20 protein-coding genes, 1 pseudogene and 1 riboswitch are annotated in these 24603 nt (G+C 50.8%); of the genes and pseudogenes, 5 read left to right on the top strand and 16 right to left on the bottom strand.

The features are described from left to right. Positions 1-4: 4 nt before the first annotated feature. The 3 genes from CF651_RS14385 to CF651_RS14375 all read right to left on the bottom strand — a co-directional run bounded on the left by CF651_RS14385 (position 5) and on the right by CF651_RS14375 (position 3878). Complete coding sequence (locus CF651_RS14385) at positions 5-1627, bottom strand: extracellular solute-binding protein (protein ID WP_094015562.1); 1623 nt, start codon at positions 1625-1627, stop codon at positions 5-7. A 41-nt stretch (positions 1628-1668) separates the two neighbouring features. Continuing rightward, the gene (locus CF651_RS14380; protein WP_094015561.1) at positions 1669-2586 is read right to left on the bottom strand and encodes an AraC family transcriptional regulator; all 918 of its coding nucleotides are present in this window, start codon (positions 2584-2586) and stop codon (positions 1669-1671) included. A gap of 341 nt (positions 2587-2927) precedes the next feature. Then, complete coding sequence (locus tag CF651_RS14375; RefSeq protein WP_094015653.1) at positions 2928-3878, bottom strand: carbon-nitrogen hydrolase family protein; 951 nt, start codon at positions 3876-3878, stop codon at positions 2928-2930. A 419-nt stretch (positions 3879-4297) separates the two neighbouring features. Here CF651_RS14375 and pdxR point away from each other — a divergent pair, with 419 nt between their 5' ends. After that, the gene (gene pdxR, locus CF651_RS14370) at positions 4298-5734 is read left to right on the top strand and encodes a MocR-like pyridoxine biosynthesis transcription factor PdxR (protein ID WP_094015560.1); all 1437 of its coding nucleotides are present in this window, start codon (positions 4298-4300) and stop codon (positions 5732-5734) included. A gap of 128 nt (positions 5735-5862) precedes the next feature. Here the strand turns inward: pdxR and CF651_RS32840 are convergent. Together CF651_RS32840 and CF651_RS14360 are read right to left on the bottom strand one after the other, a co-directional pair. Continuing rightward, a pseudogene (locus CF651_RS32840) lies at positions 5863-6042 on the bottom strand (PepSY-associated TM helix domain-containing protein); the annotation flags it as partial. Between the two features lie 252 nt (positions 6043-6294). After that, positions 6295-8388 carry a class I SAM-dependent methyltransferase gene (locus CF651_RS14360; RefSeq protein WP_094015559.1) on the bottom strand — a complete coding sequence of 698 codons (2094 nt, stop codon included), beginning with the start codon at positions 8386-8388 and terminating at the stop codon, positions 6295-6297. A 200-nt stretch (positions 8389-8588) separates the two neighbouring features. Between CF651_RS14360 and CF651_RS14355 the strand changes: the two genes are divergently transcribed. Further along, entirely contained in the window at positions 8589-9788 is a 1200-nt protein-coding gene (locus CF651_RS14355; protein ID WP_094015558.1) for a cytochrome P450, read from the top strand. Positions 9789-9883: 95 nt separating this feature from the next. Here the strand turns inward: CF651_RS14355 and CF651_RS14350 are convergent, their stop codons facing one another. The 3 genes from CF651_RS14350 to CF651_RS14340 form a co-directional block, all read right to left on the bottom strand. Then, positions 9884-11104, bottom strand: a complete 1221-nt coding sequence (locus CF651_RS14350; RefSeq protein ID WP_094015557.1) for a UxaA family hydrolase — start codon at positions 11102-11104, stop codon at positions 9884-9886. Beyond that, a complete protein-coding gene (locus tag CF651_RS14345; protein ID WP_094015556.1) occupies positions 11043-11351 on the bottom strand; it encodes a UxaA family hydrolase in 309 nt (102 codons plus the stop codon). Before CF651_RS14345 ends, CF651_RS14350 begins: the two co-directional genes overlap by 62 nt. A 253-nt stretch (positions 11352-11604) precedes the next feature. Next, positions 11605-12639, bottom strand: coding sequence for a glycoside hydrolase family protein (locus CF651_RS14340; protein ID WP_094015555.1), 1035 nt, complete (start codon positions 12637-12639; stop codon positions 11605-11607). Between the two features lie 253 nt (positions 12640-12892). Between CF651_RS14340 and CF651_RS14335 the strand changes: the two genes are divergently transcribed. Beyond that, the gene (locus CF651_RS14335) at positions 12893-13762 is read left to right on the top strand and encodes a helix-turn-helix transcriptional regulator (protein WP_094015554.1); all 870 of its coding nucleotides are present in this window, start codon (positions 12893-12895) and stop codon (positions 13760-13762) included. Positions 13763-14054: 292 nt separating this feature from the next. On the opposite strand, the gene CF651_RS14325 is transcribed toward CF651_RS14335, so the two are convergent. The 5 genes from CF651_RS14325 to CF651_RS14305 form a co-directional block, all read right to left on the bottom strand. After that, the gene (locus CF651_RS14325) at positions 14055-14849 is read right to left on the bottom strand and encodes an ABC transporter ATP-binding protein (protein ID WP_094015552.1); all 795 of its coding nucleotides are present in this window, start codon (positions 14847-14849) and stop codon (positions 14055-14057) included. Further along, positions 14849-15766 carry an ABC transporter permease gene (locus CF651_RS14320; protein ID WP_094015551.1) on the bottom strand — a complete coding sequence of 306 codons (918 nt, stop codon included), beginning with the start codon at positions 15764-15766 and terminating at the stop codon, positions 14849-14851. The genes CF651_RS14325 and CF651_RS14320 overlap by 1 nt, the downstream gene beginning before the upstream one ends. Before the next feature lie 69 nt (positions 15767-15835). Beyond that, positions 15836-16888 carry an ABC transporter substrate-binding protein gene (locus tag CF651_RS14315; protein ID WP_094015550.1) on the bottom strand — a complete coding sequence of 351 codons (1053 nt, stop codon included), beginning with the start codon at positions 16886-16888 and terminating at the stop codon, positions 15836-15838. Between the two features lie 190 nt (positions 16889-17078). Beyond that, the gene (locus tag CF651_RS14310; protein WP_094015549.1) at positions 17079-17366 is read right to left on the bottom strand and encodes a hypothetical protein; all 288 of its coding nucleotides are present in this window, start codon (positions 17364-17366) and stop codon (positions 17079-17081) included. Between the two features lie 124 nt (positions 17367-17490). Further along, complete coding sequence (locus CF651_RS14305; protein WP_094015548.1) at positions 17491-19980, bottom strand: WG repeat-containing protein; 2490 nt, start codon at positions 19978-19980, stop codon at positions 17491-17493. A 247-nt stretch (positions 19981-20227) separates the two neighbouring features. Here CF651_RS14305 and CF651_RS14300 point away from each other — a divergent pair, with 247 nt between their 5' ends. Beyond that, entirely contained in the window at positions 20228-20653 is a 426-nt protein-coding gene (locus tag CF651_RS14300) for a universal stress protein (protein ID WP_094015547.1), read from the top strand. A gap of 312 nt (positions 20654-20965) precedes the next feature. Here CF651_RS14300 and CF651_RS14295 read toward each other — a convergent pair whose 3' ends face one another. Together CF651_RS14295 and CF651_RS14290 are read right to left on the bottom strand one after the other, a co-directional pair. Continuing rightward, positions 20966-21592, bottom strand: a complete 627-nt coding sequence (locus CF651_RS14295; protein ID WP_094015546.1) for a cyclodeaminase/cyclohydrolase family protein — start codon at positions 21590-21592, stop codon at positions 20966-20968. Further along, the gene (locus CF651_RS14290) at positions 21579-22448 is read right to left on the bottom strand and encodes a bifunctional 5,10-methylenetetrahydrofolate dehydrogenase/5,10-methenyltetrahydrofolate cyclohydrolase (protein ID WP_094015545.1); all 870 of its coding nucleotides are present in this window, start codon (positions 22446-22448) and stop codon (positions 21579-21581) included. The genes CF651_RS14295 and CF651_RS14290 overlap by 14 nt, the downstream gene beginning before the upstream one ends. Before the next feature lie 60 nt (positions 22449-22508). Continuing rightward, positions 22509-22588: riboswitch (ZMP/ZTP riboswitch) on the bottom strand. Between the two features lie 188 nt (positions 22589-22776). Between CF651_RS14290 and CF651_RS14285 the strand changes: the two genes are divergently transcribed. Beyond that, complete coding sequence (locus CF651_RS14285) at positions 22777-23631, top strand: glycerophosphodiester phosphodiesterase (protein WP_094015544.1); 855 nt, start codon at positions 22777-22779, stop codon at positions 23629-23631. 208 nt (positions 23632-23839) lie between these two features. On the opposite strand, the gene CF651_RS14280 is transcribed toward CF651_RS14285, so the two are convergent. Further along, complete coding sequence (locus CF651_RS14280; protein WP_342746578.1) at positions 23840-24592, bottom strand: metallophosphoesterase family protein; 753 nt, start codon at positions 24590-24592, stop codon at positions 23840-23842. Positions 24593-24603 lie beyond the last annotated feature (11 nt).

Below are 24603 nucleotides of genomic sequence, written 5' to 3'. Positions count from 1 at the left end.
CTTCTTACTTCCCTTCCCGTTTATGGTAGGCTTGTGTCATTTCCTCGGTCATCTTAATCAAGTCAGGATCAGTTTTCAGTTTCGCTACGAAATCATCCCAAGCTGTAATCGGTTCACGCCCAATAATAATTTTGGATTTCAAATCCTGAATTTTTTTGTCCAGCTGTGGTGAGATTTTCTGGGCAGTCGGGGAATTCAAGCCTACGCTGATATCCGCTTTACTAATTTTACTCCGTTCCGCCTGCACCTTCTTCTTCTGCTCATCCGCCGCTTTCAAATCCTCCGTAGCAGGGATCTGATCCAGGCTCGGATCGATTGAATTCACGATTTGGTTAAAATCAGAGGCATTGTCCGCATTCAGCTTATCGGGATTCACGATCTTCAAGCCGTTCTCCAATTTGTAGTGTACGCCTTCGAATCCAAACCGTTGAATGCCGGATACCTCGGGGGACGTCCATTGATCAACCAATTGCAATATCCGCTTCATTTTTGCTTCCGGCACGCTTTTCGGGATTGCGAGAATGCCGTTGAAACCGGTACCTTTAGGCGTGTAGCCATTGAGAGACGTCAGCGGGAAAAACTGCGTATCCTTGAAATCCGGAACCAGCTTTCTCAGGTCCGTTGTGTACACACGGTTGCCCGTCCCCGTCTTATCAACGACGATGCCCGCTTTGTTTCCTTTGAACAAATCGCGGATCTGCGTCGTTTTGAGCGACAGCAAATCTTCGGGCAGCAGCTTCTCCTTATAGGCCCTGGCATTATACTCCAAAGCGTTGCGGACTTCCGGCAATAATGCGGTATAGACCAGCTTATCGCCATCCAGTTTCCACTTCCCGTTAACACCAGTAAACGCGCTCTCAATCGTCCCCAATACCGGTCCAATCCCGCCCCAGTTCGAAGCATCATCAGGAGTAATGCTGGCGGCCAGGGCAACTGTATCGTTCTTCCCGTTTCCATCCGGGTCTTTCTCGACAAATGCTTTCATCACCTGGTACAGCTCGTCGGTTGTTGTCGGCGGCTTCAGTCCCAGCTTATCCAGCCAGTCCTTGCGCACAATAAAGAACGACTCGTCATTCTCGTCACGGGCACGGGGGATTCCGTAATTTTTCCCGTCGTCCAGCTTCGTCAGCTCCCATGCGATGCTTGGAATGCCTTTTTGCAGATTCGGATAATCTTTGATGTAAGGCGAAATGTCCCAGAACACCCCCTGGGTAACCAGGGATCGGAACGAGCTGCTGAACGGATCGCTAATAAAGGTCAAGTCCGGGATTTGACCGGAGGCCAGCGTCAAGTTCAATTTGTCCTTGTAAATGTTGTTGGATACCCATTGAATATTCAACTTGCTGTTTGTCGCCTTCTCAATCGCCCGCTTAATGACATTATCATCGGCAGCCGGAGGCGCACTCGGAGTAATCGTCATAATAGAAATATTCAGGGGCGTTTGATCCACGGCCGTTTGAACACTCTTACCGGTCTGCTGCGCTTGCTGTCCTCCACCGCACGCTGTCAGTAGTACAGGGAATACGAGCAGAGCAGCCCCTGCTTTTCCCTTCCTATACCGCTTCTTCAACGTCTCCTGCTTGCTTGGCAAAAAACTGTCTTTCTCTCTCTTGTTTCCTCCACTCATCCCGAATTCTCCTTTTCCATATTTGTTTATCTATTTATGGGTTAATCTAGTTTCTCCGCGGGTTGGATGCGCCGGTATTTTGCCTTCTTGCGAAAGCTGCCGGGTGTTTCCCCCGCCAAACGGCTGAACAACCTGGTAAAAAACGATGTGTCTCCAAACCCGACAGCCGTGGCGATCGCCTCAATACTGCGTTCTGTCTCCCCGAGCATCTGCTTCGCCCGTTCAATTCGAATGTACTGAAGCATCGCCGTTACACTTCTTCCAGTCTCCTGCTTCATAATCCGGTTCAAATGGCGCTCACTAAGATTGAACTCGCGGGCGATTTCCGATACCGTTAATTTATGCTGGTAATTCGTTTCCATATAGTACTTCACCCGACGGACCAGAATCTCATGTCCGCTTGATGAGGGCTGCTGCGACCCCGGATTCCTATCTCCCTGCATAGCGAACCGGGATAACCGGACCAGCATATCCATCAGCTTAAGGCGGTTTACCGCACTGAATCCCTGCTTTCGGTCGTACCCCTCCTGAATCATTTCTTCCAGCAGGACGACAATTTCTGTCGATTGCACTGAAGTCAGATGCAGCCTTCTTGGCAGCTCAGACAGGTTGCCATAGAAAGGGGCAATATACGGCAAGGCCATGAAGGAATCTGTCAAGTGAGGCAGCAATATTCGAACCGATTCCGGTACAAACAGGCAGTTTATGATTTCCAGGTCCGCTTCCTGTACATCAGGATACGAATGCAGTTCCCCTGGGAGAACCACGTATACATCGCCTGTGCGGATATCATACTGTTCGCTGCCGATTTGATGCCGTCCCTCCCCATGAACAACATAGACAAGCTCGATATAATCGTGCCGGTGCTCGGGCAGCAGATTATGCAGCCCATGAGAGGAACGCTGTACCCAAATCCAGTGACCGGCCGCCTGATAGCCGGCAAAGCTTTTCATTAACATAAGGAGGCGCCTCCTAACTTGGTAAAAGGATCTTTTTTATAATACCAAGTATATCACTAGTCTTTGTAAGATTTATGATTATTTTTATCATAAACGATTTTGAAGCACAGCGTTATGGCTGATCAGGCCACATACTTGGCTTATTCAGACATGCAAGAAAGATAAGCAGAGTCAACGGGAGACGGTCCCCTCTATACTACGGCCTGATCCAAACAGAAAAAAAGCCGGGATCGCTCCCGGCTCCTAGCTAACTTTTATTCTGAATCAAGCTGATTGGATGCTTCTTCATTCCACACACACGGCGCCAATAAACGCCGAAGTCTCTGCAATGACGTCTTGCCTTAATCCTTTGTTCGTACGATGTCCTGTTTTTTATGATTAACGACCAGCTGGAATATGTCCGGTCTGCTGTAATGCCCAACCACATCAAAATCAAACCGGCTTTGGGTTACCTGGGAAAGATCCAGTGTGGCGACCAAGATTCCTTCCTGGTTGTACAGCGGCTCAACAATATAATCGCCAAGAGGCCCTATAATGGCACTGCCGCCTCTGCTTAAAATAAAATCATCCCCTTTGATCTCGTCGCCCCCGTCAAGATCAGCGGGATAAGACGCCTTGGTTGCAAACTGATTGCTGGAAATGACATAACAGCGGCCTTCGCATGCAATATGACGGATCGTCGACTGCCATGTATCGCGGGCATCCGCAGTCGGTGCGATATAAATGTCGATGCCTTGAGCATACATAGCGGTACGTGCCAAAGGCATATAATTTTCCCAGCAAATCAAGCCGCCGATTGTCCCGAAAGGGGTATCGATGACCGTAAGCGTGCTGCCGTCGCCTTGGCCCCATAATAAGCGTTCCGAGCCGGTAGGAACCAGCTTTCGGTGTTTCCCCAGCAGAAGCCCGTCCGGTCCGATGTATACCATAGAGTTATATAAGGTACCTTTGCTGTACTCCGTGTCCCGCTCTACCACGCCAATCACGAGGTATACCCCTAATTCCTTCGCCAGCTCGCCCCACAGCTCCGTTTCATGACCAGGTATGTCTATCGAGCTCTGCCAGTAACGCTCCCAGCTTCTTCTCCCATCGGCCGTACGGCTCCCAACGCGGGCCCCGAAGCTCAACCCTCTTGGGTAACCGGGCAAGAATACCTCGGGAAATACGATCAATCTTGCTCCCTGGCCTGCCGCTTCCCTTGACATATCTGCAATCTTATCCATCGCGGACTGCTTATCGAACAAGACGGGTGCGGACTGAACAACGGCTACCTTCACGTGACGGTGCTTCATTTGGCTATCTCCCAATTTACCTCTTCCTCCTTCTTCCGTACCTCTGCCGTAACCATGGCCAACCGTTAATGGCGATAAACCGGTCCGTAACATGAGCCTAGGGAGCTTAATTCCCTCCGCCTTCCACTCCTGCAGCCCGGAGCCCAAGCACATCTCCCATGTTCCTGCAGCATGCAGCCCATGTGGATTACGATCTCGAATATATCAGTTAAACACGCTAGCGTAACCATCCATTCTTCCTTTTTCCGCACCAGCCGGTTATGGTTTTCAGCCGTTTCCCCATATGTCATCACAACTGCCCCTATTCAATACATCGATATACTTTCGTCATTTTTCTGATTAAAAAAAGAACCCAATGAATGGTATGATGAATGAATACTCCCCTATGTAACGTACACATTTTGCAAGGAGGGCTGCCCATGTGGCCACTGGATCGCGGCAGTAAAAAGCCTTTATTCGAACAAATCGTTGATGAAATCGAACGCAGAATTTCCTATGGCGAGTTTCCGCCGGGAAGCCTGCTGCCTTCCGAACGAAAATTAGCCGAGCAATTGGGTGTGAATCGCAGCACGGTCGTGCTTGCCTATGCGGAGCTTCGCGCGCTTGGAATGATCGAGAGCCAGACCGGAAGCGGAACACGGGTCACCAAGCACAAATGGGGAATCACGCCCAAGCATACCCCGAATTGGCACCGGTATGTCGAAGGAGGAAGCTTTTTGCCCAACCTCCCCTTTCTTCGCCGGATTCGGGAGGCTCTTCAAAAAAATAAAGCTTTAATTGACTTTGCCAGCGGCGAGCTCGGGGCAGACCTCTCTCCAGTGAAAGAGATTAACACGCTCATGGATGAGAACCACTATACAGAATATCTTGGATACGACAATCCGCAGGGCTTCGTTCCGCTCAGACAAGCCCTTGTTGCATATTTAGAACATTATCGCGGCATTCAAACGACCGAGTCTTCCATCCTCATCACTTCCGGCTCACAACAATCCTTATATTTAATTACGCAGTGCTTGCTGGCTCCGGGAGATGCAGTGGCTATTGAAGATCCTTCCTACTGTTATTCCTTGCCCATGTTTCAGTCAGCCGGTCTTCGCTTATTCCGTCTTCCCGTCGATGATAAAGGGGTTCGGCCTGAGGAGATTCGCTCTCTTTATAAAAAGCATCGGATCAAAATGGTATTCTTAAATCCGAACTATCAGAACCCCACAGGTACCGTTCTTGATCCTGAACGTCGCGTTGAATTACTCCATATTGCCAGTGAACTGGGACTCCCGATTGTGGAGGACGATCCCTTTAGTCTGACTGATTACCATGGAACGCCGCCGCAGCCATTGAAATCTGCGGATTCGATCGGCTCGATCCTCTACATCGGCTCTTTCTCCAAGATTGCAGCATCCGGTCTGCGGGTCGGATGGATGGTAGCTCCTCATTCAGTGGTCGAGAGGCTGGCCGATGCCAGACAGCAGATGGATTTCGGTCTCAGCGTTGTTCCTCAAAAGGTTGCGGCGCAATTTTTGAACTCCTTCTATTTCCGGCCCCACCTGGATCGGCTGCGCATGGATTTGCTTTACAAGAGGGATTTGCTGATAGAGGCTCTGCAAAAAGAACTGCCCGATCTGGTCAGCTTCTCGGTTCCTCAAGGCGGCCTGCATCTGTGGTGTAAGATTGGAACCGAGGTCAACGATCATAAATTACTTGAAGAAGCCATCCGCAACGGAATGATTTATGTTCCCGGCAGCGTCTATGGTTCGGATTCGGGATATGTCCGATTTACGTTTGCAAGACCTAAGGCTGCCGACATCCCTCTAGGTGTTTCCAAATTTGCCGCCGCACTGCGGACAGTGCTTGGGTAATATAGCTCCAATAAGTCAGGGATATCCATCTACGTGCTCGGTAATCGTCGGTCCACAGCATTGTACAAATCACCCCGCGAGAGCGTTTCCGGTTTAGAAGCCGCTAATGACAACACCGACAATGCCTATAGACCGATGATTTGATTCGGAAGTCCATACTCCAATCCTTTACGGACTGTGATTCCCCATGCCATGATTTTGCCTGCCGGTTTGTAATTAGCATAGCGGTAATCCGCTAGTATAGCTCCTGTATATTGGTCAATGTGGATCGTTGCTTCGTCTTTTGCTTTTGGCGGAAAAACAGATATCGCAGGATGACGAGCGCGGCTGGGCAGACACAGCAAAAAAGCCCGCGGACAGCGAGAGGCCACTGAAAAAGCTAAGGCTGCATGGACGGATCATTCTTCCGATCGCTGTTGTCCCCGGATTTTATCTGTTTCAACCCGCTTATAGCGGTCAAAACCCGGGGACAAAGGCGAACGCTTACGCTTCAACAGAATGATTCCGTCCACTCCGCCAGTTTTTCAGTGGCCTCGGCAGCGAGCTTTTCATGTGAGAACCTATAATTTTTCTATGACGAGGAAACAAGTGCTGTCCGGTAATGAAGCCGGGTTGCTGCGGTCATCCATGAAGTCAATGCGGGAAGATAACGCTTCTGTATAGCCGTCCTGCAAATAATGCCTGCTCTCGATAATTTGCGCATCCGCTCCCAAGGTCTCTTGAATGAACGAATGGAATTCCGTCGGCGTAAAGTAGCCGAACTGCTCCTGAACCTCGTGTACGTAAGCTTGCTCCCCCCATGTGTAGGTAAACAGAAACTCCATCGCATCATTGATCGGCAGCATCGCTTCATTCGGACCGAGACGCTCAAACTGGATCCTTCTGCCCGCAAAATCTTGAGCATACCGTTCCAGCCAAGCCATCCCGTCAGGCTCCTTGAACCGGATCCTGCGTCTTTGCTCTGCAGGTTCACTCATGATCCCGTCACGGATAATAATCCTTCCACCCGACGATAACACGTCAAAAGCACTGCGAAGTGCGGCGGCAACGGTCTTGTGGTTAAACCGGCTTCCTTCATATTCGATATAGGAGTACAGCTCATGAAGAATGGAAGAAAAAATAACCGTTCCGATCCGGCCTGCCTCAACGTAAGTCTTCAATTGAAGCGCGTCACCTTTCAAGACGGTCCACCGGCGCTGCTCAAGCTGCTTTTTACGTTCCAAGGCTTCTATGACATTTTGTGATATATCGATTCCGATAGCATGCTTGTCCGGCAGCCGTTCCTCCATCAGATCAAGAAGCACGCCTCCTCCCGGACCGATATCCACAACCTGATCTCCGACGACATAGTCCAGGATGACCTGCTTGTAATCGGAGGTCTGATTCATGGTTGCCAAATATTCCTCTTCGTTATGGAAACGGTCGTAAGCATCACGGCGCAGACCGAACAAATCATACAGCATGAGGACAGCCTTTTCGTACAATGGCGATTTCTCCGCTTCCACACAAAACTCGATCAATTTCTGTGCCGCCGGGGAAAAAACAAAATCAACGTAAACCGTCCGCACCTGTGATCCGGATGCTTCGACTCGGCAGGTCAAATGAGTGTTGGCAGGCCACTGTTTACGCAGCAGCTGATCAAAGGTCAATTCGTTCAAATACGCTTCGATCATCCGCTTCTTGTACACATTCATCTTCTTCTGCCCTTTGTAATCATAATACATTGTATTCATCAGCCGTTCGAAGCTGATATGCTCGGCCGAAGCGTTGCCTGCCTGCGCACCAATAACCGCTAAGCCAATAATCTGAATAAACTGCTCGAACGAAAACTCGCTTAGAGCGGCCTCCACATACCACAGAGTGGCATGGTTCATCACCTGTAAAGCATCCAGTATGGCAGGATGCTGCTCCTGGAGGCGGGCATATGCGTTCTCAAAGCTTTCCCCCCGCTCGATCGAAGTGGTACGCAGCCTTCGGAGCCTTTCCTTAAGCGGCATAGGCGAAGTAAGGTCCCCCTGAACAATACGGTCGATAACCTGTTCCGCTTCTTGCCGCAGTTGTTCCCATAGTTCGCCGGATACCGCTGCGATAATACATTCATTTAACGGCATTAATAATTGCCGTAATTCGGTTCCTGTCACCAAGCCCTCCTCCACCAGCCTGACGAGGGGCTCATGCTCCGACAAAGACACTTCGCCTCGAATCGTCTGGCCGACAAGTCCGTGTGTGGCGATTAACGTATGGATCACCCGATGGCGTTCTTTAGGGGCAGCAGCAGCCTTACCTTTCAAGTCCGCATCGCGCAAATATAACTCGGCAGAGCCGATGTTATGGGCCATCAAGTGAATTCCCTGCTCCTGCCAGGCCAAACGCTGCCGCAAAGTTCCTCCTTTTGCCGCCTCAGACCAGGACAAGACCTCCTCCAGCACCTCTCGAATCCAGAACGAAAGCTTCAGCGAGTCGAGCCTTTGCAGCGATCTTTCAACATAATCCAATACCGGATTGGACTGAGCCAGCTCCTTCAGCGATTTCACATGCTCCAAATTGACAATTCTTTCCTCCGCAGAGACGATATAGTCAAGCCACCTGAATGAATGGACTATGTCCGTCCGCCCTTCCTTATAGGCCCGGATCGCTTCCTGTGAATTCAGCATCCATGATCCCTCCTGCCTCCATTTTTCTCATCATTATACCATGCCCTTGCTTTGGCTGCTCTTCCGAAGCACACTTCGTCCATTCAACCCGATGACCTATCAGAAACCAACTTCACATGATATGGAAAAACAGGTTTTTCTTGCTGCCAAATGGGGTAAATTAAATTAGTAACTGGATATAACGAGAGGAGATAACGAGCATGGAAACGGAGAAATCCGAACGCTACGCGAATATTATTCCTATGGCCGAACTGGATACGAAGGAAAAAAGATTGCAGCCTTTTGCCGTTTATAATCAACTGCGGGCATCCCATCCCATTCGTTACGATGAGAGCCGCGGCTGCTGGGATGTGTTTTGCTACGAAGACGTGCACCGAATTCTCAAGGATCCCGCAACCTTTTCTTCCGTCAGGAAGCTGGCGGAACGGGAGACGATTCTGACCATGGATCCGCCGCGGCACTCCCAGATGAGAGCGATTGTGAACAAAGCCTTCACGCCTAAAGTTGTGAACGATCTGGGACCGCACATTAAGTCGATCACGGATGAGCTTCTGGACGCTGTCGTTAACAACGGAAGTATGGACATCGTACATGATCTGGCCGTCCCGCTTCCCGTCATCGTCATTGCAGAGCTGCTCGGAGTTCCGGCAGAGGACCGGCACTTGTTCAAGGAATGGTCGGATATCCTTGTCAAAGGACCGGAAGTCAATACAGATGAAGCCTTCCATCGGGTCATGACCGAGAAAACGCAGGCAATGAAGGAATTAAACGGTTACTTCGCCACGATCGTGGAGCAACGGCGCAAAGAGCCGAAGGAAGACCTGATCTCCCTGCTCCTGGCGGCCGAAATCGACGGACAAAAGCTCAATGAGGAGGAATTACTGGGGTTTTGTATTCTTCTGTTGGCTGCCGGTAACGAAACAACAACGAATTTGATCACCAATGCGGTACGCGTGTTAACGGAAGATTCTGCGCTTCAGAGCAAGCTGAACGGGCAGCCTGAGCTGGTGCCCTCTTTTATCGAAGAGGTGCTGCGCTACTACCCGCCTATTCAGGCTATCGGCCGTGTAGCTACTCAGGATGTGGACATTCATGGTACACGGATCCAGGCGGGGCAGCAGGTCGTCTCCTGGGTAGCCTCTGCTAATCGGGATGAAGCCAAATTTCCAGAGCCCGATCAATTTAATGCGGAACGCAAACCGAACGCCCACCTGTCCTTTGGTTTCGGGACTCACTTTTGCCTTGGGGCGCCGTTGGCCCGCCTGGAGGGACATATCGTGATCCAGCGCTTGCTGGAAAGGCTGAAGGACATTCGGTTTGTTGAGGACTCGGAGCTGTCAACGATCCAAAGCCCTTTCGTCTACGGCGTGAAACAATTTCACGTTCGCTTCAATAAATAACCATGTCACAGTACTATTCGCGCTTCCCCATAGGGGACGCAAATAAGCTATCCGAACCCGATCGGGAAAGGATAGCTTTTTGTCTTTTTCTGTGGTCAGAATGTCGGTCCAATGCGCCAAATGCCGAAATCATGCTGCTTCAAAATCTCCGACTTCGTTAATTTGCCCGAGCAAACCTCGATCAGTTCCTCAAATATCCGGTTGCCCACCGTATCGATAGTCTCGGTACCATCAATGATTGTTCCAGCATTCATGTCAATATTATCATCCATCTTCTCGAAGATAGCCGTGTTCGTCGCAATCTTGATGACCGGCGCGATAGGGGAACCGGTGGGTGTACCGCGCCCCGTCGTGAACAGCACAATCTGCGAGCCGCCTGCCACCATCCCCGTCAGCTGCTCAATATCATGACCCGGTGTATCCATCCAGACAAGGCCCTTGGCCGTTGGCTTGACAGCATAATCGACCAGCTCCTGCAGCGGGCGGGAGCCCGACTTGTTCGCGGCACCAAGCGACTTCTCCTCCAACGAGCTGATTCCCCCTTTAATATTGCCCGGACTGGGGTTCCCTGTACGAATATCTACGTTCATGGAAAAAGCCCGCTGCTCCATCGCTTCGATCACCTGATATATACGCTTGGCCACCTGATCGTTCACGGCGCGCCTCGCCAGCAGATGCTCCGCTCCAATCAATTCGGTCGTCTCAGCCAGAATGGATGTACCTCCATGGTCGACGATCCTATCGCTGCAAAAGCCGACCGCCGGATTCGCCGACAGTCCGGAACAGGCGTCTGAGCCCCCGCACTCGGTCCCGACGATCAGTTCTCCGAAGTCGCATTCCACCCTGCGTTCACGGGAAGCCTCCTGCACCATCCGCGCCGCCGCTTTAGCCGCCTCTGCAATGGTGTACAGCGTGCCCCCATGATCCTGGATAGACACGACCTCAACGGGCTTGCCGGTCTTCCTGACCTCGGACGCGACACTGCGGGCTTGATGCGTCTCACACCCGAGCCCGAGGATGATAACACCATACACATTCGGATTGGAAGCCATCCCTGCATAGGTCCGAAAGGTCTGATCATAATCGGCGCCGACCTGGGCGCAGCCGTGCTGGTGGATGAAAGTAACCGTACCGTGTACAAGCTCGGTCACGCGCTGCGCCGTTTGCGTAGCACAGACAATGGTTGGCAGGATGAGCACATGATTTCGGACCCCAACACTGCCGTCCGGCCTTCGGTAACCCCAAAACGTGCGTTTACCTTGATTGTGTGTCAAGCTGATCCCCTCTTCCCCGTTTTCCTTCGAGATTATGGACATGGACATGCTCTCCGGTCCGAATGGAACGGACTGCGGCACCGATCACTTCACCGTATTTCACAATGTCATCACCCGGCTCCATCGGCTTCACAGCGAACTTATGACCGAACTCGATAGGCTCGAGCAGGATCACTTCAAGCCTGTGCTCCTGGCATGCCACTTGAAGCTTCGTGCCTGCCGGTATATTCGTCAATGCGACGGCCACGGTATCCTGCGGTTTCATCATTACGGTTGTATACGCTTCCATAATTACACAATCTCCTTTCATCCATCTATCCCTATTGTAGTGGAAGAGAAAGCGTTTGGGAATCGGGTTTTGGCCGAGTTCCTCCCCTGCAAACAAGGATAAACGGCTTCGCCATCTTTCCGGATGGCATGCGTTTGTCAAGGTAGCCGAAAGTTGGGAAACTTATACTTATTCATCTACGGCCAAAAACGTTCCCTCAGCCGCGCTATGCCGGAATGGGAACGCTTTAGGAAACGCATGCTGATGCAGGAAGCTATTCTCCTATCGGAATGCACATATTCCACGTTCTCGTCGCCTGCTGGAAGCCACCGGGTCCATCGGCTACCGCTGCAAACAAATGTGTCGGCTTCCCGTTCTGGAACAAAAGAAAGGGACGTTCAAGGCTTCCCATCGTTTGAACGGTGCCGTCCTCCCAGCGAACGGTTCGGGAGTAGGCTTTGGGTGTGGCGCTAAAAATCCAGCTGCTGCCGTCCCTGGAATGTGCATGCACGCCTCCATGCTTCTCCCCGCCAATCCTACCGTCCATATCCTTCGCGATCAACTCGTACCCGTCGGGTGTTTTCCAAATAAACGGGTCCTCGATATGAACCTGCTCCGGCGGAAATACCGGGTCCTCGGTTAGGGTCCGGTACGGCCCTTCAAAATGGTCGGCTGCAGCTGCGCCGATCGTCATTTTGCCATGCACATTTCCTTCGTATCTTCTTGCTTTGTAAATAAGGAGTACCGATCCGTCTTCGTTCACGCACGGCGCCGGATTCGAGGTCAAGAAGCTGTCGAACTTGCCGGGGCGCGTCGGCAGAATCGGATTGTCCTTACGTTCCCAAGGGCCAAACACGCTTGGGGAAACGGCGATCCCTATCCGTTTGTTTGCCCGCGCAACGATAACACGCGGGTCATCCAAGGCTATCGTATCTCCTGGCTCCGCTTCCGGAAGCGGGTGTGTTGAACCCATGTAATAGAGCACGTAAGTATCGCCGATTTTCTTGATATGCGGATTATGGGTGCTCCGGCCGTCCCAGAATTGGGCTCCGCGTGCAGGAAGTACGACCTCTTGAAACACATAGGGCCCCTCCGGTGTGTCTGACACCGCACGAACCACCTCGGAAGCAACGAGCCAGCCCGGGTGCATTGGAAGCCATTTCGGCCAGCGGGAGGCAAACATATGGAATCGGCCGTCTTCGCCCTGAACGACGGAGCCGCACCACACCCAATAATCCTCCATCTGAAAGCCCCCGTTCAACGGTGCAGGCTTGAGCTTGTCATAAAGCTGTTCAACGGATAATGTCATCTGAGTCTCCCTTCCCTTCGTGACATAATCGATTCTACGAAGGTTCCTTTATCGTAGCTTCATTGAACCACAAACCAGAGGGAAAGCCTATGGAAAATACCGAACAAGTTAAGCACAAAATCAGTTAACCAGTTTCCTCCAACAGCTTGATTTGAAATCAAAAATGTGCGTACAATAAAGATGAAGCAGCACAATTATGCGCTTACATCTATCGAGATGAAATGAAGTATCCATCTTTTAGGGAGGGAATACGATGATCGAATGTCTGGAGCTTGCTCTGCCCCCCACTCCGTTTCTTATGACCGTTGGCCGTTATAGACCGGTTCAGGGAACCCGACATTACGAGCGCACTTTTCCGCTATATGACATCATTCTCGTCAAACAAGGTGCCTATTATATGGTGGAAGACGGTGTGCGTTATGATATCAAGGAAAACGGTTTATTGGTGCTGGAGCCGGATAAATTGCATGCAGGCAGTGCTCCGTGTCCGGAAGGGACAGAGCTGTATTATGTCCACCTTAAGCACCCGCGGCCTCTGCGTACACTGAGAGCCGACGAAATCTCCTGGTCTGCCCTCCTCTCCCCCTCACCGTCCTATCACGATCTCGACGCCGGAAGCCAGCGGATGTATCTTCCCAAGTTCGCTCATTTGGATTTGTCTGAGGTGTTCCCGCTGCTTGATCGGATGATGGAGCTGAAAAGTCAATTCTCCCTGGAGAACCAGCTTCCACTTCAAGCTTTGGCCGCGTCATTATGTGTGCAGCTGCAGCGCGCTCTTCGAGCCCATACATTATCCCCGGGTCAAAAGCTGAGCGAGCAGCTTATCGCCTATCTGTATGCTTGCAGCGACCGTCCGTTTCGATTGGACGATTTGTCTGAGCAGTTTCATTTCCATGTGGATTACTTGTCCAAATGCTTGAAAAAGCATACCGGCCTCACGCCGTTACAGTATTCGAACCGAATCAAGATCGAGAAGGCCAAATCCATGCTGCAGCAGACCGATCTGCCACTGAAAGAAATCGTCAACCAGCTCGGCATCGCGGACTATAACTATTTTCTGCGTCTATTCCGCAAGCATACCGGTGTTTCCCCCGGTAAATACAGATACAGCTTTCAGCAGTAGGATTGACGATAATAAGACCCGCGTGATCCGGGAGGCCACTGAAGCAGCAATGGCTGCGTGGATCGATCATGGTTCCGATCGCTTTTGTCCCCGAATTTCCTAAATTTCAACCCGTTTACAGTGGTCAAAATTCGGGGACAAAGGCGAACGCTACGCTTCTACAGAACGATTCCGTCCACTCCGGCCGTTTCAGTGGCATCGTGATCTGGCTGATGCTTTTGACCGCTAGATTAAAAAAAACGCTCAGCCCTAAGTGATATAAGCATCACCAAGGCCAAGCGTCGATTACTCCCTATCCTAACACTACGCGGTCGTCCGCCAATTTCTCGCCGCGGATCCGTTCAAATTGCTGCAGCAGGCGCTCTACCGTCAAGCCCTGCTTCTCCGACTCCGGTACATCCAGAATGATACGGCCCTTATCCATCATGATCAATCGGTTCCCGAGGCGGATCGCCTGCTCCATGTTATGCGTAACCATCAGCGTAGTAAGCCTCATGTCCTTCACGATTTGCTCGGTCAGTCCCGTAATGAGATCCGCACGAGCCGGATCGAGCGCCGCGGTATGCTCGTCCAGAAGCAAAATGCGCGGCTCCGTGAACGTCGCCATCAGCAAACTCAACGCTTGCCGTTCGCCTCCCGACAGTAAACCGACCTTCGCATTCATGCGATGCTCCAGACCAAGCCCGAGCCGGCTCAGCTCTTGAGCGAACATTGCGCGCTTTTTGGCCGTTACGCCGAAGCTTAACCCGCGGCGTTTGTTGCGGTTATAGGCAATCGACATATTTTCTTGAATCGTCATCGTCGGTGCCGTGCCGGCCATCGGGTCCTGGAACACCCGGCCGATCCATTGGCTGCGCTTATGCTCGGCAATCGTTTCAACGGGCGTACCGGCGATGCGGACCGAGCCGCTGTCCGGTGTCATCACACCGGAAATAATGTTCATGAGCGTCGATTTCCCCGCCCCGTTACTCCCGATGACCGTAACGAAATCCCCTTCCTTCAGGTGAAGCTGGATTCCGGCCAAGGCCACCTTCTCATCCGGCGTACCAGGGTTAAATAGCTTCGATATTTGCTTCATTTCCAGCATTATCGTTTGCCGCCTCCCTTCGTTTCCGCCAGACCATTCAATTCCTTCAGCTGGCTCGTTCTTTTGCGAATGACTGCCTTTTGCTTCAGCCGGCTTCGTACCATCGGCAGCGACAAGGCTACGATAACAATGAGTGCCGTCATCAGCTTCATGTCCGTTGCCTCCAGACCGATGCGAAGTGCAAGAGCAACGACAAGCCGATATACGATGGCTCCAAGCACGACCGCCAGCGTTGCACGAATGACAGTGCGGGCACCGAAAATGGCCTCACCGATAATGACGGAAGCCAGGCCGATCACAATCATCCCTACCCCCATCGTAATCTCTGCAAAAGCGGAATATTGCGCGATCAGCGCGCCCGAGAGCGCCACCATCCCGTTAGACAAGCTTACGCCTACAATGATGGTGTTATCCGTATTGACGCCGAAGCTGCGGATCATCCGTTTATTATCTCCGGTAGCACGGAGCGCCAGGCCTAGATCCGTATGAAAAAACCAATCCATCGCCACTTTAATCGCAATGACGACAAAAGGCATCACCCCCAGCACGGAAATATTCGTAATGAGCGTATCCACACCCAACAGCGGAATATTCGCTTTACCCATAATGCGAAGATTGATCGAATACAGAGCAATCATCATTAAGATACCGGCCAGAAGCGAATTAATTTTCGCTTTCGTATGCAGCAGCCCGGTACAGGCCCCTGCAACCAAGCCTCCGATAAATGCGCATACCGTTGCCAACAGCGGTGAAGTACCGTGCGCAATCATGACCGCCGCTATGGCGCCTCCGGTTGTAAAGCTGCCATCGACCGTCAAATCCGGAAAATCCAGAATCCGGAACGTGATATAAACGCCGAGCGCCATAATGGCATAAAATAATCCAAGCTCCAATGAGCCTAGTACTGCATCACCCATAATTGTACAGCCTCCATAAAAGAATGAAGAGCGACCCCGCATGCGCGAAGGTCACTCCGTCAAGCTCTATTATTTCTTCGTGGTAGTACCGGTCAACAAGTTGTTTTTGTCCTGCATTTTGCTTTTCATGGAATCGGTAATTTCAACGCCTTGCGCTTTCGCTGCATCCTGGTTAATAATCAGATCCAGTTTGTCCGGGAAGCTGACCTTCATATCGGCAGGCTTGGCACCGTTTTTCAAAATTTCCACGGCCATTTTACCGGCTTGGTAACCATGGTCATAATATTTGAACCCGTAAGTCGCAACCGCGCCCTTCTCTACCGTATCCCGATCACTCGAGAAGAATGGGATCTTTTTGTCGTTCGCCACTTTAATAATGCTTTCCACCGCGCTAACAACGGTGTTGTCCAAGGTGATGTAGAAAGCATCCACACGGCCAACAAGAGATTCCGCCGCTTGCTTCACCTCGGAGCTGTTGGCAACGGCCGCTTTGACCACCTTAATATTGTGCTTGGCCAGCAAAGTCTCCGCATTCTTAAGCATAACCGCTGCATTCGGCTCGCCTTCGTTGGCGATAATTCCAACCGTTTTCACTTTCGGGAACTCCGATGCGATAAAATCAGTCAGCTTTGCCGCAGCCTCAGGATGCGTATCTGCCGCACCGGTAATGTTGGCGCCCGGCTTATCCAGCGATTTAACTAGCTTCGCTCCTACCGGATCTGTAATCGCCGCGAAGACGACCGGCGTATCCTTCACATTTTGAGCTACTGCCTGCGCCGACGGCGTTGCAATGGCAAGCACCAGATCTTTTTTATCGGCAGCAAATTTTTGAGCAATGGTCAAATTATTTGTCGAATCGCCCTGTGCATTCTGATAATCGATCTGCACATTTTTTTTGTCCTCATAGCCCGCATCCTTCAAGGCTGCAATAAATCCTTCCCTTGTAGCATTCAAGGATGGGTGCTCAACGATTTGCGTAATGCCGATCTTGACAACTTTGGAAGCGGGTACATTTCCAGCATTTTCGCTATTTTTCGCTGTTCCTGTGTCTTTGGACCCACACCCTGCCATAAGTACCAAAGGAACGGCAACCAGCAAGGATAATAGTTTTGCAGATTTCATTCGATAGACCTCCCAGTATAATTGAAAAGCTTTAACGCGCTAATGCTATCTTATTACGCTTGGACGGGTACGTCAATGACTGAGATTTTTTTACCAATTGATTACATTTTGAAAAAAAGAAAAACCGCTATAAGAGGGAATATCTCATAGCGGTTTCTATCACGCATCATCCGTCCAATCCCAACTGTACTCAGTTCACACCATAGAGCGAGGCCATACAATCCACGAACATTTTATTGTATTCCTTGCGGGTCAAGTCTTTAGTGCAGCTGATGTCTCTCCCCAAAAAACGGTACCAGCTAATTTCTACGTTCTCCTTCTTATACACGAACAGCTCGTGCTTTAACAGGAACGTTTCGTTCTCGAAGGCCGGGACTTGATTGTAATCCAGCTCCTCATTGTTGTGCTCGGCTACCAATGTTGCGAGAAGAATGAGCATCTTGTACGGGTCATCAAACATTTCGAATTGGTCAGTCACACGAATCCCCCTCTCCATTCTTATTGCAATCAAACACATCTTACTTGAAGGCGATGAGCATGAGAAGGTCGATTCGCGAACTCATGAGAAATTCAAAGAAACCCGTGAGAATTTTCAAGAAAAGTTAGTGAAATGACCTCCAAAAGCTCTTATCGACCGCAATAATATTCATGATTTCACGGAATGGTATGGTGAAGGTCGGGAAGCCGGCCACATAAGGAGCGATCTCGTAGGGCTCGAAATACAGATGCAGCGCGTTCTCGGTCACATAAAAAGGCTGATCGGCGCGAATGCCTTTATACGTGTCTGGGAATACATAGGAATACTGCGGATCCTCCTTGATTTGTCTACCGACGATTTCGCTCAGCACAGCAACATAGTTGCTTCCGGTCTTGAACAAATCGCCCAGCGTATACATTTCTCCAGTTATAAGGTTAATGTGCGCATAATGCTTCGTTGGCATACCGTGCGCAGCGCCGAACGGGAAATTGTAGCCGCTGAGCTCCAGCACGAGCAGGTCCTTTTTGAAGAAGGTGACCTGGAAATCCCCTGTGTAGGAATAGCTTAGCTGCTCATTCTCAGGAATCGGCTTCACCTGCGACATGACCATCAGCTTTCTGTTGACTTCCTGTTGGGCGCCCGGGTTAGCCATCCCTTCCACCTGCGGATAATAGACCAAATAGTCTTTGTTCGGTTTATATTTCTCTTCCTTCACTTTATAGGGCGGCGCCAGCGGGATAACTGTATTTTGCCTCCAAATGACCCGTCCGTTCCGATCCAGATAAGATAAGCGCAAATCGACATTCGCCTGAATGATAGGTTCGACCAAGGTAAGGGTACCGCTGCCGTTGACCCTCGGATACCCTTGAGCCCCCCTGCCGCTCCGATCGATAAAATACGTTTGCTTCCGGTCGCTTACCGACGCTAACCCCTTGTGATAGTCCTCCACCTCTTGAAACCGGAATTCAGTCAAAATTTTCCCGTTGTCATCAGCGATAGCCATCATAGAACCGATAAAAGGCTGCTCGGGATCAATGGCTTTCCCCAAAGCCACGCGATGCTCGCCTAGCTGGCGAATCTCATTATAGCCCGGTTGGACCACATAGCCCCCTGTCCGATTAATCAGTCCGTAACGGGATTTGTAATCTTCCGCAATATTGACGACTGCCCTTCCTTCCTGAAATGGCAAGGCGACCGTGTAAACCGGTGCAATCACAACCTTGCCGCTCTCATCAATGTAGCCGTACTTCCCGTTCGTTTCCTTTTGGAATGAAAGCAACCCGTCCCCAAGCGGTCCAACATAAGCCAAAGGATAGGTGGCCAGACGACGGCCGTTCAGACCAATTAAGCCATATTCCCCATCCTTCACTTTCACGACAGCTTTGTTTTGCTTGAAGTCGGTCGCCTCCAGATATTGCGGCGGAATAACCTCATTCCCTTGATTGTCCAAATACCCGTACAGACTGGTTCCTCCCTCCGGCATAACATAGAACATCGCTCTGCCATTGGTCAGTGTCGAGATATACGCATAAGGCTTGCGCGTAACGATGCGTCCCGATTCATCCATCAGCTTAAATCCTTGACTATCTATTACAACAGCCCGGCCTTCCGAGAACGAGCTAATAGAATCGTAAATGGGCTGCACGACGAAGTTCCCTTTGGCATCGATCAATCCGTATCGCCCATGTACCTGTACGACAGCCATGCCGTTGTCCTGAAAGCCGTATGCATATTCATACTGAGGCGGAAGCACCATTTGGCCGCGGCTGTTAATAAATCCCCACTTCACGTCATTTGACGTTTTGACCGAGGCGGGGAACAGGTCCGGTCTCCTTCGCCAACGAGGCTGATGGAGCTCTTCCTCGATCTGCTTCTGAAGCGCGAGCAGCGTCTCCTTCGAAGGATACGGCTTCTCTAATCGGATCGCTTGCTGGATCGAGTTTAATGCTTCAGTGGGCATGCCCGATTTCAGCTGTGCATCTGCGAGGTAATACCAGTAAAAAGTATAGTCCGGGTGCAGGCGGGTTAAACGCTCATAGTACCGGACGACTTTTGGAAAATAATATCGGTAGACGTCTGATGCAGGGGCGAAAGTGCCGTTCTGCCACCGAACCACCTCCACCCGGAACGCTTCTCCCGTATCATGTATCCAGAGGGCTAGCTCCACCTGCCCATCTTTTCCCGCAGTGCCGGGCATATCCTCGATTTCCAAATAACTGTACAGCATGTTGTCCGGCGCAGCATCTCTTATGCCCGCTTGTGTCCATTCATAAACGGACAGCCTTGACCAGATAGCTCCGACCCGCCAACCAACTACCAGATTTTTCTGAGCTGCATTAAGCACGGGTGCGGCAGTCAGCAAACTCACCTCGTAACCGGGTCCGATTTCGTCATACACCGTGACCCACTCAGCCCCTTTTCTTTGCATTACACGAAAATGCAGCTTTCCATCTACTGATTTGTACACCGCCGCCACAATCCAGGTGCCCTGCCCGTTTAGATCAACTGCAATAACGGCCGGATGAGGAGCAGGCTTGTCGATGATCACAAGCTCAGCGCCTTGCGGCAAGTAGGCTTTTACCATATCTGAGAGCTGTGTTTGGTTTGTTATCATTCCATAACCCCCTTACGTCTTTGCATCTGCAAAAACCTGACTACAGGCGTAAGTAAAAGTTTGCAGACTTTCCTTCCCGCCTACAGTATATGGATGGGGTGTGGGCTTTGTGCCAGAGGCCTGACGTAAAAGCGGTTAATTTCTGAGGGGGACAAAGAATAAGGTATAACGACCGTTTTTGTTTAATTGCTAAATATTAGTATAATAATGAAAGAAGGTCATTTGAACCCGAAAGGATGGTTACTTCATGTTCTCAACAATTATAGTGGCATATGACGGCTCGGATTTATCCAAGAAAGCTCTAAGCAAAGCGATTGGCATTGCACAAAACTGCTCCTCGCGACTGGAAGTCGTCCATTCCCTCCACAATCGCGCAGCCATGTTCGGCGAGCTCATCTTCACGCCGTCAGAGGATTACGAGAAGGAATATTTGAACCGAACCCAAGCCTTGGTGGACAAGCTGAATATCGAATTGTCGGCTATCCCGAATGCCAGAGCAACTTTACTGATCGGCAACCCTGCTTCAACCATTCTGAATTACGCCCGTGAAATCAGTGCCGATTTGATCATCGTTGGAAGCAAAGGCCAATCAGAAACGAAGGAGTTATTTCTAGGAAGCGTGAGCCACAATATCGTACAGCATGCCGACATCCCGGTCTTGATCATTAAATAGGTGTGAAAACGGCATCGGCAAAAAAACACCCAGGCCAAGAACCTCCATGCAATGTTCTTTAGAGGCCACTTAAAAGTTACAGCTGCATGGACAGATCATTCTTCCAGTCGCTGTTGTCCCCGGATTGTTTCAATTTCAACCCGCGTATAGCAGTCAAAATCCGGGGACAAAGGCGAACGCTTACGCTTCTACAGAACGATTCCGTCATCTCCGCCAGTTCTTAGTGGCCCTTGTTTCCCTGGGTCGCTTTATTATAATTAATGTAATTAATAATTAATGCTGATAATTATATTTCATCAGCAGCTACTCTCCCTAGCCCAGCGTACTTCGGATCGCTTGCAGCCCGTCCGTTTTCAACTGATGGCTCTGAAGCACGAGGGCGGAACCCGTTTCTTTAAAAGAATCAGCCAAAGCTTCATCCTTCAGCCCGGGCAAATTCATTTCGACGGTAATCCATGCCGATTGGACCGCAGCCTCCAGCATAATCAAGGCAATAGCCAGATCCGAGATGACGTTCTTATTCACTCGCTCTGTAATGCCGGCGAGCATTCGCATACACTCGACACACTGGCGCATCAAGCTCATCGGAACTTCCGCCGATCGCTTGGCCGCAGCTTGCATCGCATTGGAGCGCACCGCTTTCTCTTCGCCCGAAGATTTAGGCAGTCCTAACGCTGCCATATACTGCCCGAACGCAAGCATATCCTGCTCCACAATGGACTCAAAGCCGCGGATGGCCTTCTGCATCTGTGCCACAGCCTCCGACATCCGCTCCTGAACGGCTTCATATTTGGCCCCAATCGACAAATTCGCTACCATTGAGCCCATCGACGCGCCAAGGGCCGCGGACAAGCCTGCTACGCTGCCGCCCCCCGGTGTAGGAGCCTTCGAGCTCGCTTCATCCAGAAAGGAACGAATCGTCTTGTCAAATATGCTCATGCGGCTCACCTCCGGTGATATGCTGCAGCTCCATCGCTTTCAAGACATTTTCGAATAATAAGACGGTCGTCAGCGTACCTACGCCTCCCGGTACCGGCGTGACAGCCTCGACGGCCTCGAATACATCCCGATCCACGTCACCGGTAATTCCATCCTCCGTTTCATTGATGCCGGCATCAATGACAACCAGGCTCGGATGCACCATCGCTGGAGAGATCAGCCCTTTACGCCCTGCTGCCGTAATCAGAATATCGGCTTTAGCGATATGCCCTGCCAAATCGGTCGTATGGGAATGACATACGGTCACTGTCGCATTCTCCCGCAGCAGCAGCTGCATGAGAGGCCGTCCCACCGTCTCTCCGCGGCCCACGAGCACGACATGCTTCCCTTGGAGCGGATAACCGTAATGCTGCAGGATACGGACGCAGGATTGCGGCGTAGCCGGATACAGCCCTGTCTCACCAGTCAGGCAAGCTAATTTGTTCACTGCCGAGATGCCGTCCACATCTTTTACCGGAGAGATCGTGTTCGACAGCTTGTTGACGCTGATATGCTTAGGCATAGGCAGCTCCAGCATGATCCCGTGAATGTTCTTATCATTATTCAACACCTCAACGATCTCCATCAGCTGCTCCTCGCTAATTTCCGCGGGAAACACCATAAGATGGTATTGGACGCCAAGCTTACGCGCCAGCTTTTCTTTGGCCTTCGCATAATACTCCGATGCCGGGTCCCCTTGTACGAGGATGGTGGCGATCGCCGGCTGAACGCCCTGATGCTTCCATTCATTCACACGCCGAATAATCGTTTCCGAGATGTGATCCGCCAATTCGCGGCTCTTGAGCCATGTTCCCATACTTTTCGCCTCCTGATAGATGATAAAAACAAAAAAAGTATCCGGTCATGAGAAGACCAAATACTTTGCCCAGGCGTACGGCGGTAATATGCATGTGCTCCCTCGTGGTGTCCCACGTTACGCCAGTCACACATGAAGTGCATTTGTTATGTAGAGTATAGCACAAAGGAAGGACGATTTCATGGCAAGAAAACGACGCATCCCTTCATTATTCATCCACGCGTCATTAGGGCAGATCCAGCCGCAAAATTTTTAAAAAGAAAAGAAGGAGAAAACGGTTCCACGTATAATACTATGAATATCACATCACGTTTAGGAGACACCCCAGATGCACAAATTCCTGCTTGCCCTCACGCTTCTCCTTGCCGCTAACGCCGCTGCCGTGAACGAAACGGCTACCTCCATCGCCACACCTGCCATAGATCATTCCAAGTACAATAGCAATCTGGTTACCGCCCACCGCGGCAGCTCGTCATCCGCGCCCGAGAATACCTTAAGCTCCATTCGCAGAGCCATTGAAGATGGTGCAGGGTATGCCGAGCTGGATGTGCAGGAAACCTCCGACGGGATTCCAATACTGATGCATGACATCTCAGCCAAGCGAACGACCGGCATTGACAAGCCTGTCTGGCAAATCTCCTACAACGAGCTGCAGCAGGCAAGTGCAGGAGCGTGGTTCCATCAGCAATTCGAAAATGAGCGTGTACCTACGTTGGAGCAAGTCATTGAGACAGCATCCGACCGGATCAAGCTGAACATTGAGCTGAAAAATAACGGCCACCAGCAGCGTCTGGCTGAGGCTACCGTCGAATTACTGGAGAAGCATCATTTTGAAAAGAACTGTACCGTCACTTCGTTCGACAAAGCCCTGCTCCGGAAAGTGAAGCAACAAAACCCGAATATAAAAACCGGACTCATTGCAGATAAAAAGCCGTCTTCGGCTGCATCACTGGAAGAGTTTATGTCGAGTCCTGATTATGATGTGATTAGTGCAGCCTATCCTATGGTAGATCAACAATTTGTCTCCTCCGCCTCTGCTCATCATAAGCAGGTCTATGTATGGACCGTGAATGATCCCAAGCTGATGGAGACCATGAGAGACCTGAATGTCGACAGCATCATCACGAACCAGCCCGAGCAATTGATTCAGCTGCTGAGTCAGAAACCTAAGCAATCCCTATAAAACATTCATTACAATCCCCTCCCGGTACGGCAGCTTGCAGCATCGGGAGCGGGATTTTTTTGTTGAATTCGGCTCCATTAACGGAGTAATGTGCTCCAAATACCCTTCGGGTGCATGCAGAATCACGATACGTTGACCGCTTTGCATCCATTACGCTACTTATTCACCTTACTTTAATCTTTGGGAGTATAGCGCGTTCAGAAGACGGCTAACCGACGGCCCTTTCGTTTCGCGCTTTCCCCTCGGCAGGTACGCAGAAAGACTGATACGCCAAAGGCTCGCGGATTTGCAAAGCATTTAGCTGATACCCGTACGCACAGCCTCCGTCCAGCCCGATTTTATCGCCACCGAACCAAATATTGCTTTGATCATGAAGCTCCATCGTTTGCGTATGCCCGAAGACGACAACCTTGGATACAACGGTCGGTTGGTTATAGAAAGGCGCCCGAATCCACATGAAATCCCGCTCCGGCTGCTCTTGCCATTGAGGGTAAGCCGGATTCAAGCCCGCATGAACATAAATATGATGCTCATCCTCGTAATAAAGGGGCAGCCGACTCAGCAGGTCCAGATGCGCTGCATAACGGCTTTGAATCCACTCCTTCAGCAATGAGACCTTTTCATCATCCCAGCGGATTGACGACCACTCCTCACCGCAATAGCTTTGAATCGTAGCCAAACCCCCATGTTCAACAAATTTTGCTTGAGTTAAAGGATCATCATTCGACATCCAGTCGATAAACCGTTGGTCGTGATTGCCGCGAAGCATGACAACGTTCCCATGACAAGCCATGGCTGTCAGCTGATCAAGCACTTCCCTGCTATTCGGGCCGCGGTCAACATAATCTCCAAGCAGGATAAGCCGATCTTCATCAGGGGTATAGCTCAGCGACTGCAAAAGCCGGTTAAACTCCGCATAACATCCATGAATATCACTAATAGCAATGGTTCTTTGCACCATATGACCCCGCC

The organism is Paenibacillus rigui, from assembly GCF_002234615.1.
GTDB lineage: Bacteria > Bacillota > Bacilli > Paenibacillales > NBRC-103111 > Paenibacillus_S > Paenibacillus_S rigui.
Note: the sequence above shows the minus strand (reverse complement) of the source record. Positions and strands in the feature narration are given on the sequence as shown.

What these genes read in the sequence shown, in the direction of transcription:
- CF651_RS14385 (WP_094015562.1), bottom strand. Translation starts at nt 1,627, where the DNA reads ATGAGTGGAGGAAACAAGAGAGAGAAAGACAGTTTTTTGCCAAGCAAG.
- CF651_RS14380 (WP_094015561.1), bottom strand. Translation starts at nt 2,586, where the DNA reads ATGTTAATGAAAAGCTTTGCCGGCTATCAGGCGGCCGGTCACTGGATT.
- CF651_RS14375 (WP_094015653.1), bottom strand. Translation starts at nt 3,878, where the DNA reads ATGAAGCACCGTCACGTGAAGGTAGCCGTTGTTCAGTCCGCACCCGTC.
- pdxR (WP_094015560.1), top strand. Translation starts at nt 4,298, where the DNA reads ATGTGGCCACTGGATCGCGGCAGTAAAAAGCCTTTATTCGAACAAATC.
- CF651_RS14360 (WP_094015559.1), bottom strand. Translation starts at nt 8,388, where the DNA reads ATGCTGAATTCACAGGAAGCGATCCGGGCCTATAAGGAAGGGCGGACG.
- CF651_RS14355 (WP_094015558.1), top strand. Translation starts at nt 8,589, where the DNA reads ATGGAAACGGAGAAATCCGAACGCTACGCGAATATTATTCCTATGGCC.
- CF651_RS14350 (WP_094015557.1), bottom strand. Translation starts at nt 11,104, where the DNA reads ATGTCCATAATCTCGAAGGAAAACGGGGAAGAGGGGATCAGCTTGACA.
- CF651_RS14345 (WP_094015556.1), bottom strand. Translation starts at nt 11,351, where the DNA reads ATGGAAGCGTATACAACCGTAATGATGAAACCGCAGGATACCGTGGCC.
- CF651_RS14340 (WP_094015555.1), bottom strand. Translation starts at nt 12,639, where the DNA reads ATGACATTATCCGTTGAACAGCTTTATGACAAGCTCAAGCCTGCACCG.
- CF651_RS14335 (WP_094015554.1), top strand. Translation starts at nt 12,893, where the DNA reads ATGATCGAATGTCTGGAGCTTGCTCTGCCCCCCACTCCGTTTCTTATG.
- CF651_RS14325 (WP_094015552.1), bottom strand. Translation starts at nt 14,849, where the DNA reads ATGCTGGAAATGAAGCAAATATCGAAGCTATTTAACCCTGGTACGCCG.
- CF651_RS14320 (WP_094015551.1), bottom strand. Translation starts at nt 15,766, where the DNA reads ATGGGTGATGCAGTACTAGGCTCATTGGAGCTTGGATTATTTTATGCC.
- CF651_RS14315 (WP_094015550.1), bottom strand. Translation starts at nt 16,888, where the DNA reads ATGAAATCTGCAAAACTATTATCCTTGCTGGTTGCCGTTCCTTTGGTA.
- CF651_RS14305 (WP_094015548.1), bottom strand. Translation starts at nt 19,980, where the DNA reads ATGATAACAAACCAAACACAGCTCTCAGATATGGTAAAAGCCTACTTG.
- CF651_RS14300 (WP_094015547.1), top strand. Translation starts at nt 20,228, where the DNA reads ATGTTCTCAACAATTATAGTGGCATATGACGGCTCGGATTTATCCAAG.
- CF651_RS14295 (WP_094015546.1), bottom strand. Translation starts at nt 21,592, where the DNA reads ATGAGCATATTTGACAAGACGATTCGTTCCTTTCTGGATGAAGCGAGC.
- CF651_RS14290 (WP_094015545.1), bottom strand. Translation starts at nt 22,448, where the DNA reads ATGGGAACATGGCTCAAGAGCCGCGAATTGGCGGATCACATCTCGGAA.
- CF651_RS14285 (WP_094015544.1), top strand. Translation starts at nt 22,777, where the DNA reads ATGCACAAATTCCTGCTTGCCCTCACGCTTCTCCTTGCCGCTAACGCC.
- CF651_RS14280 (WP_342746578.1), bottom strand. Translation starts at nt 24,592, where the DNA reads ATGGTGCAAAGAACCATTGCTATTAGTGATATTCATGGATGTTATGCG.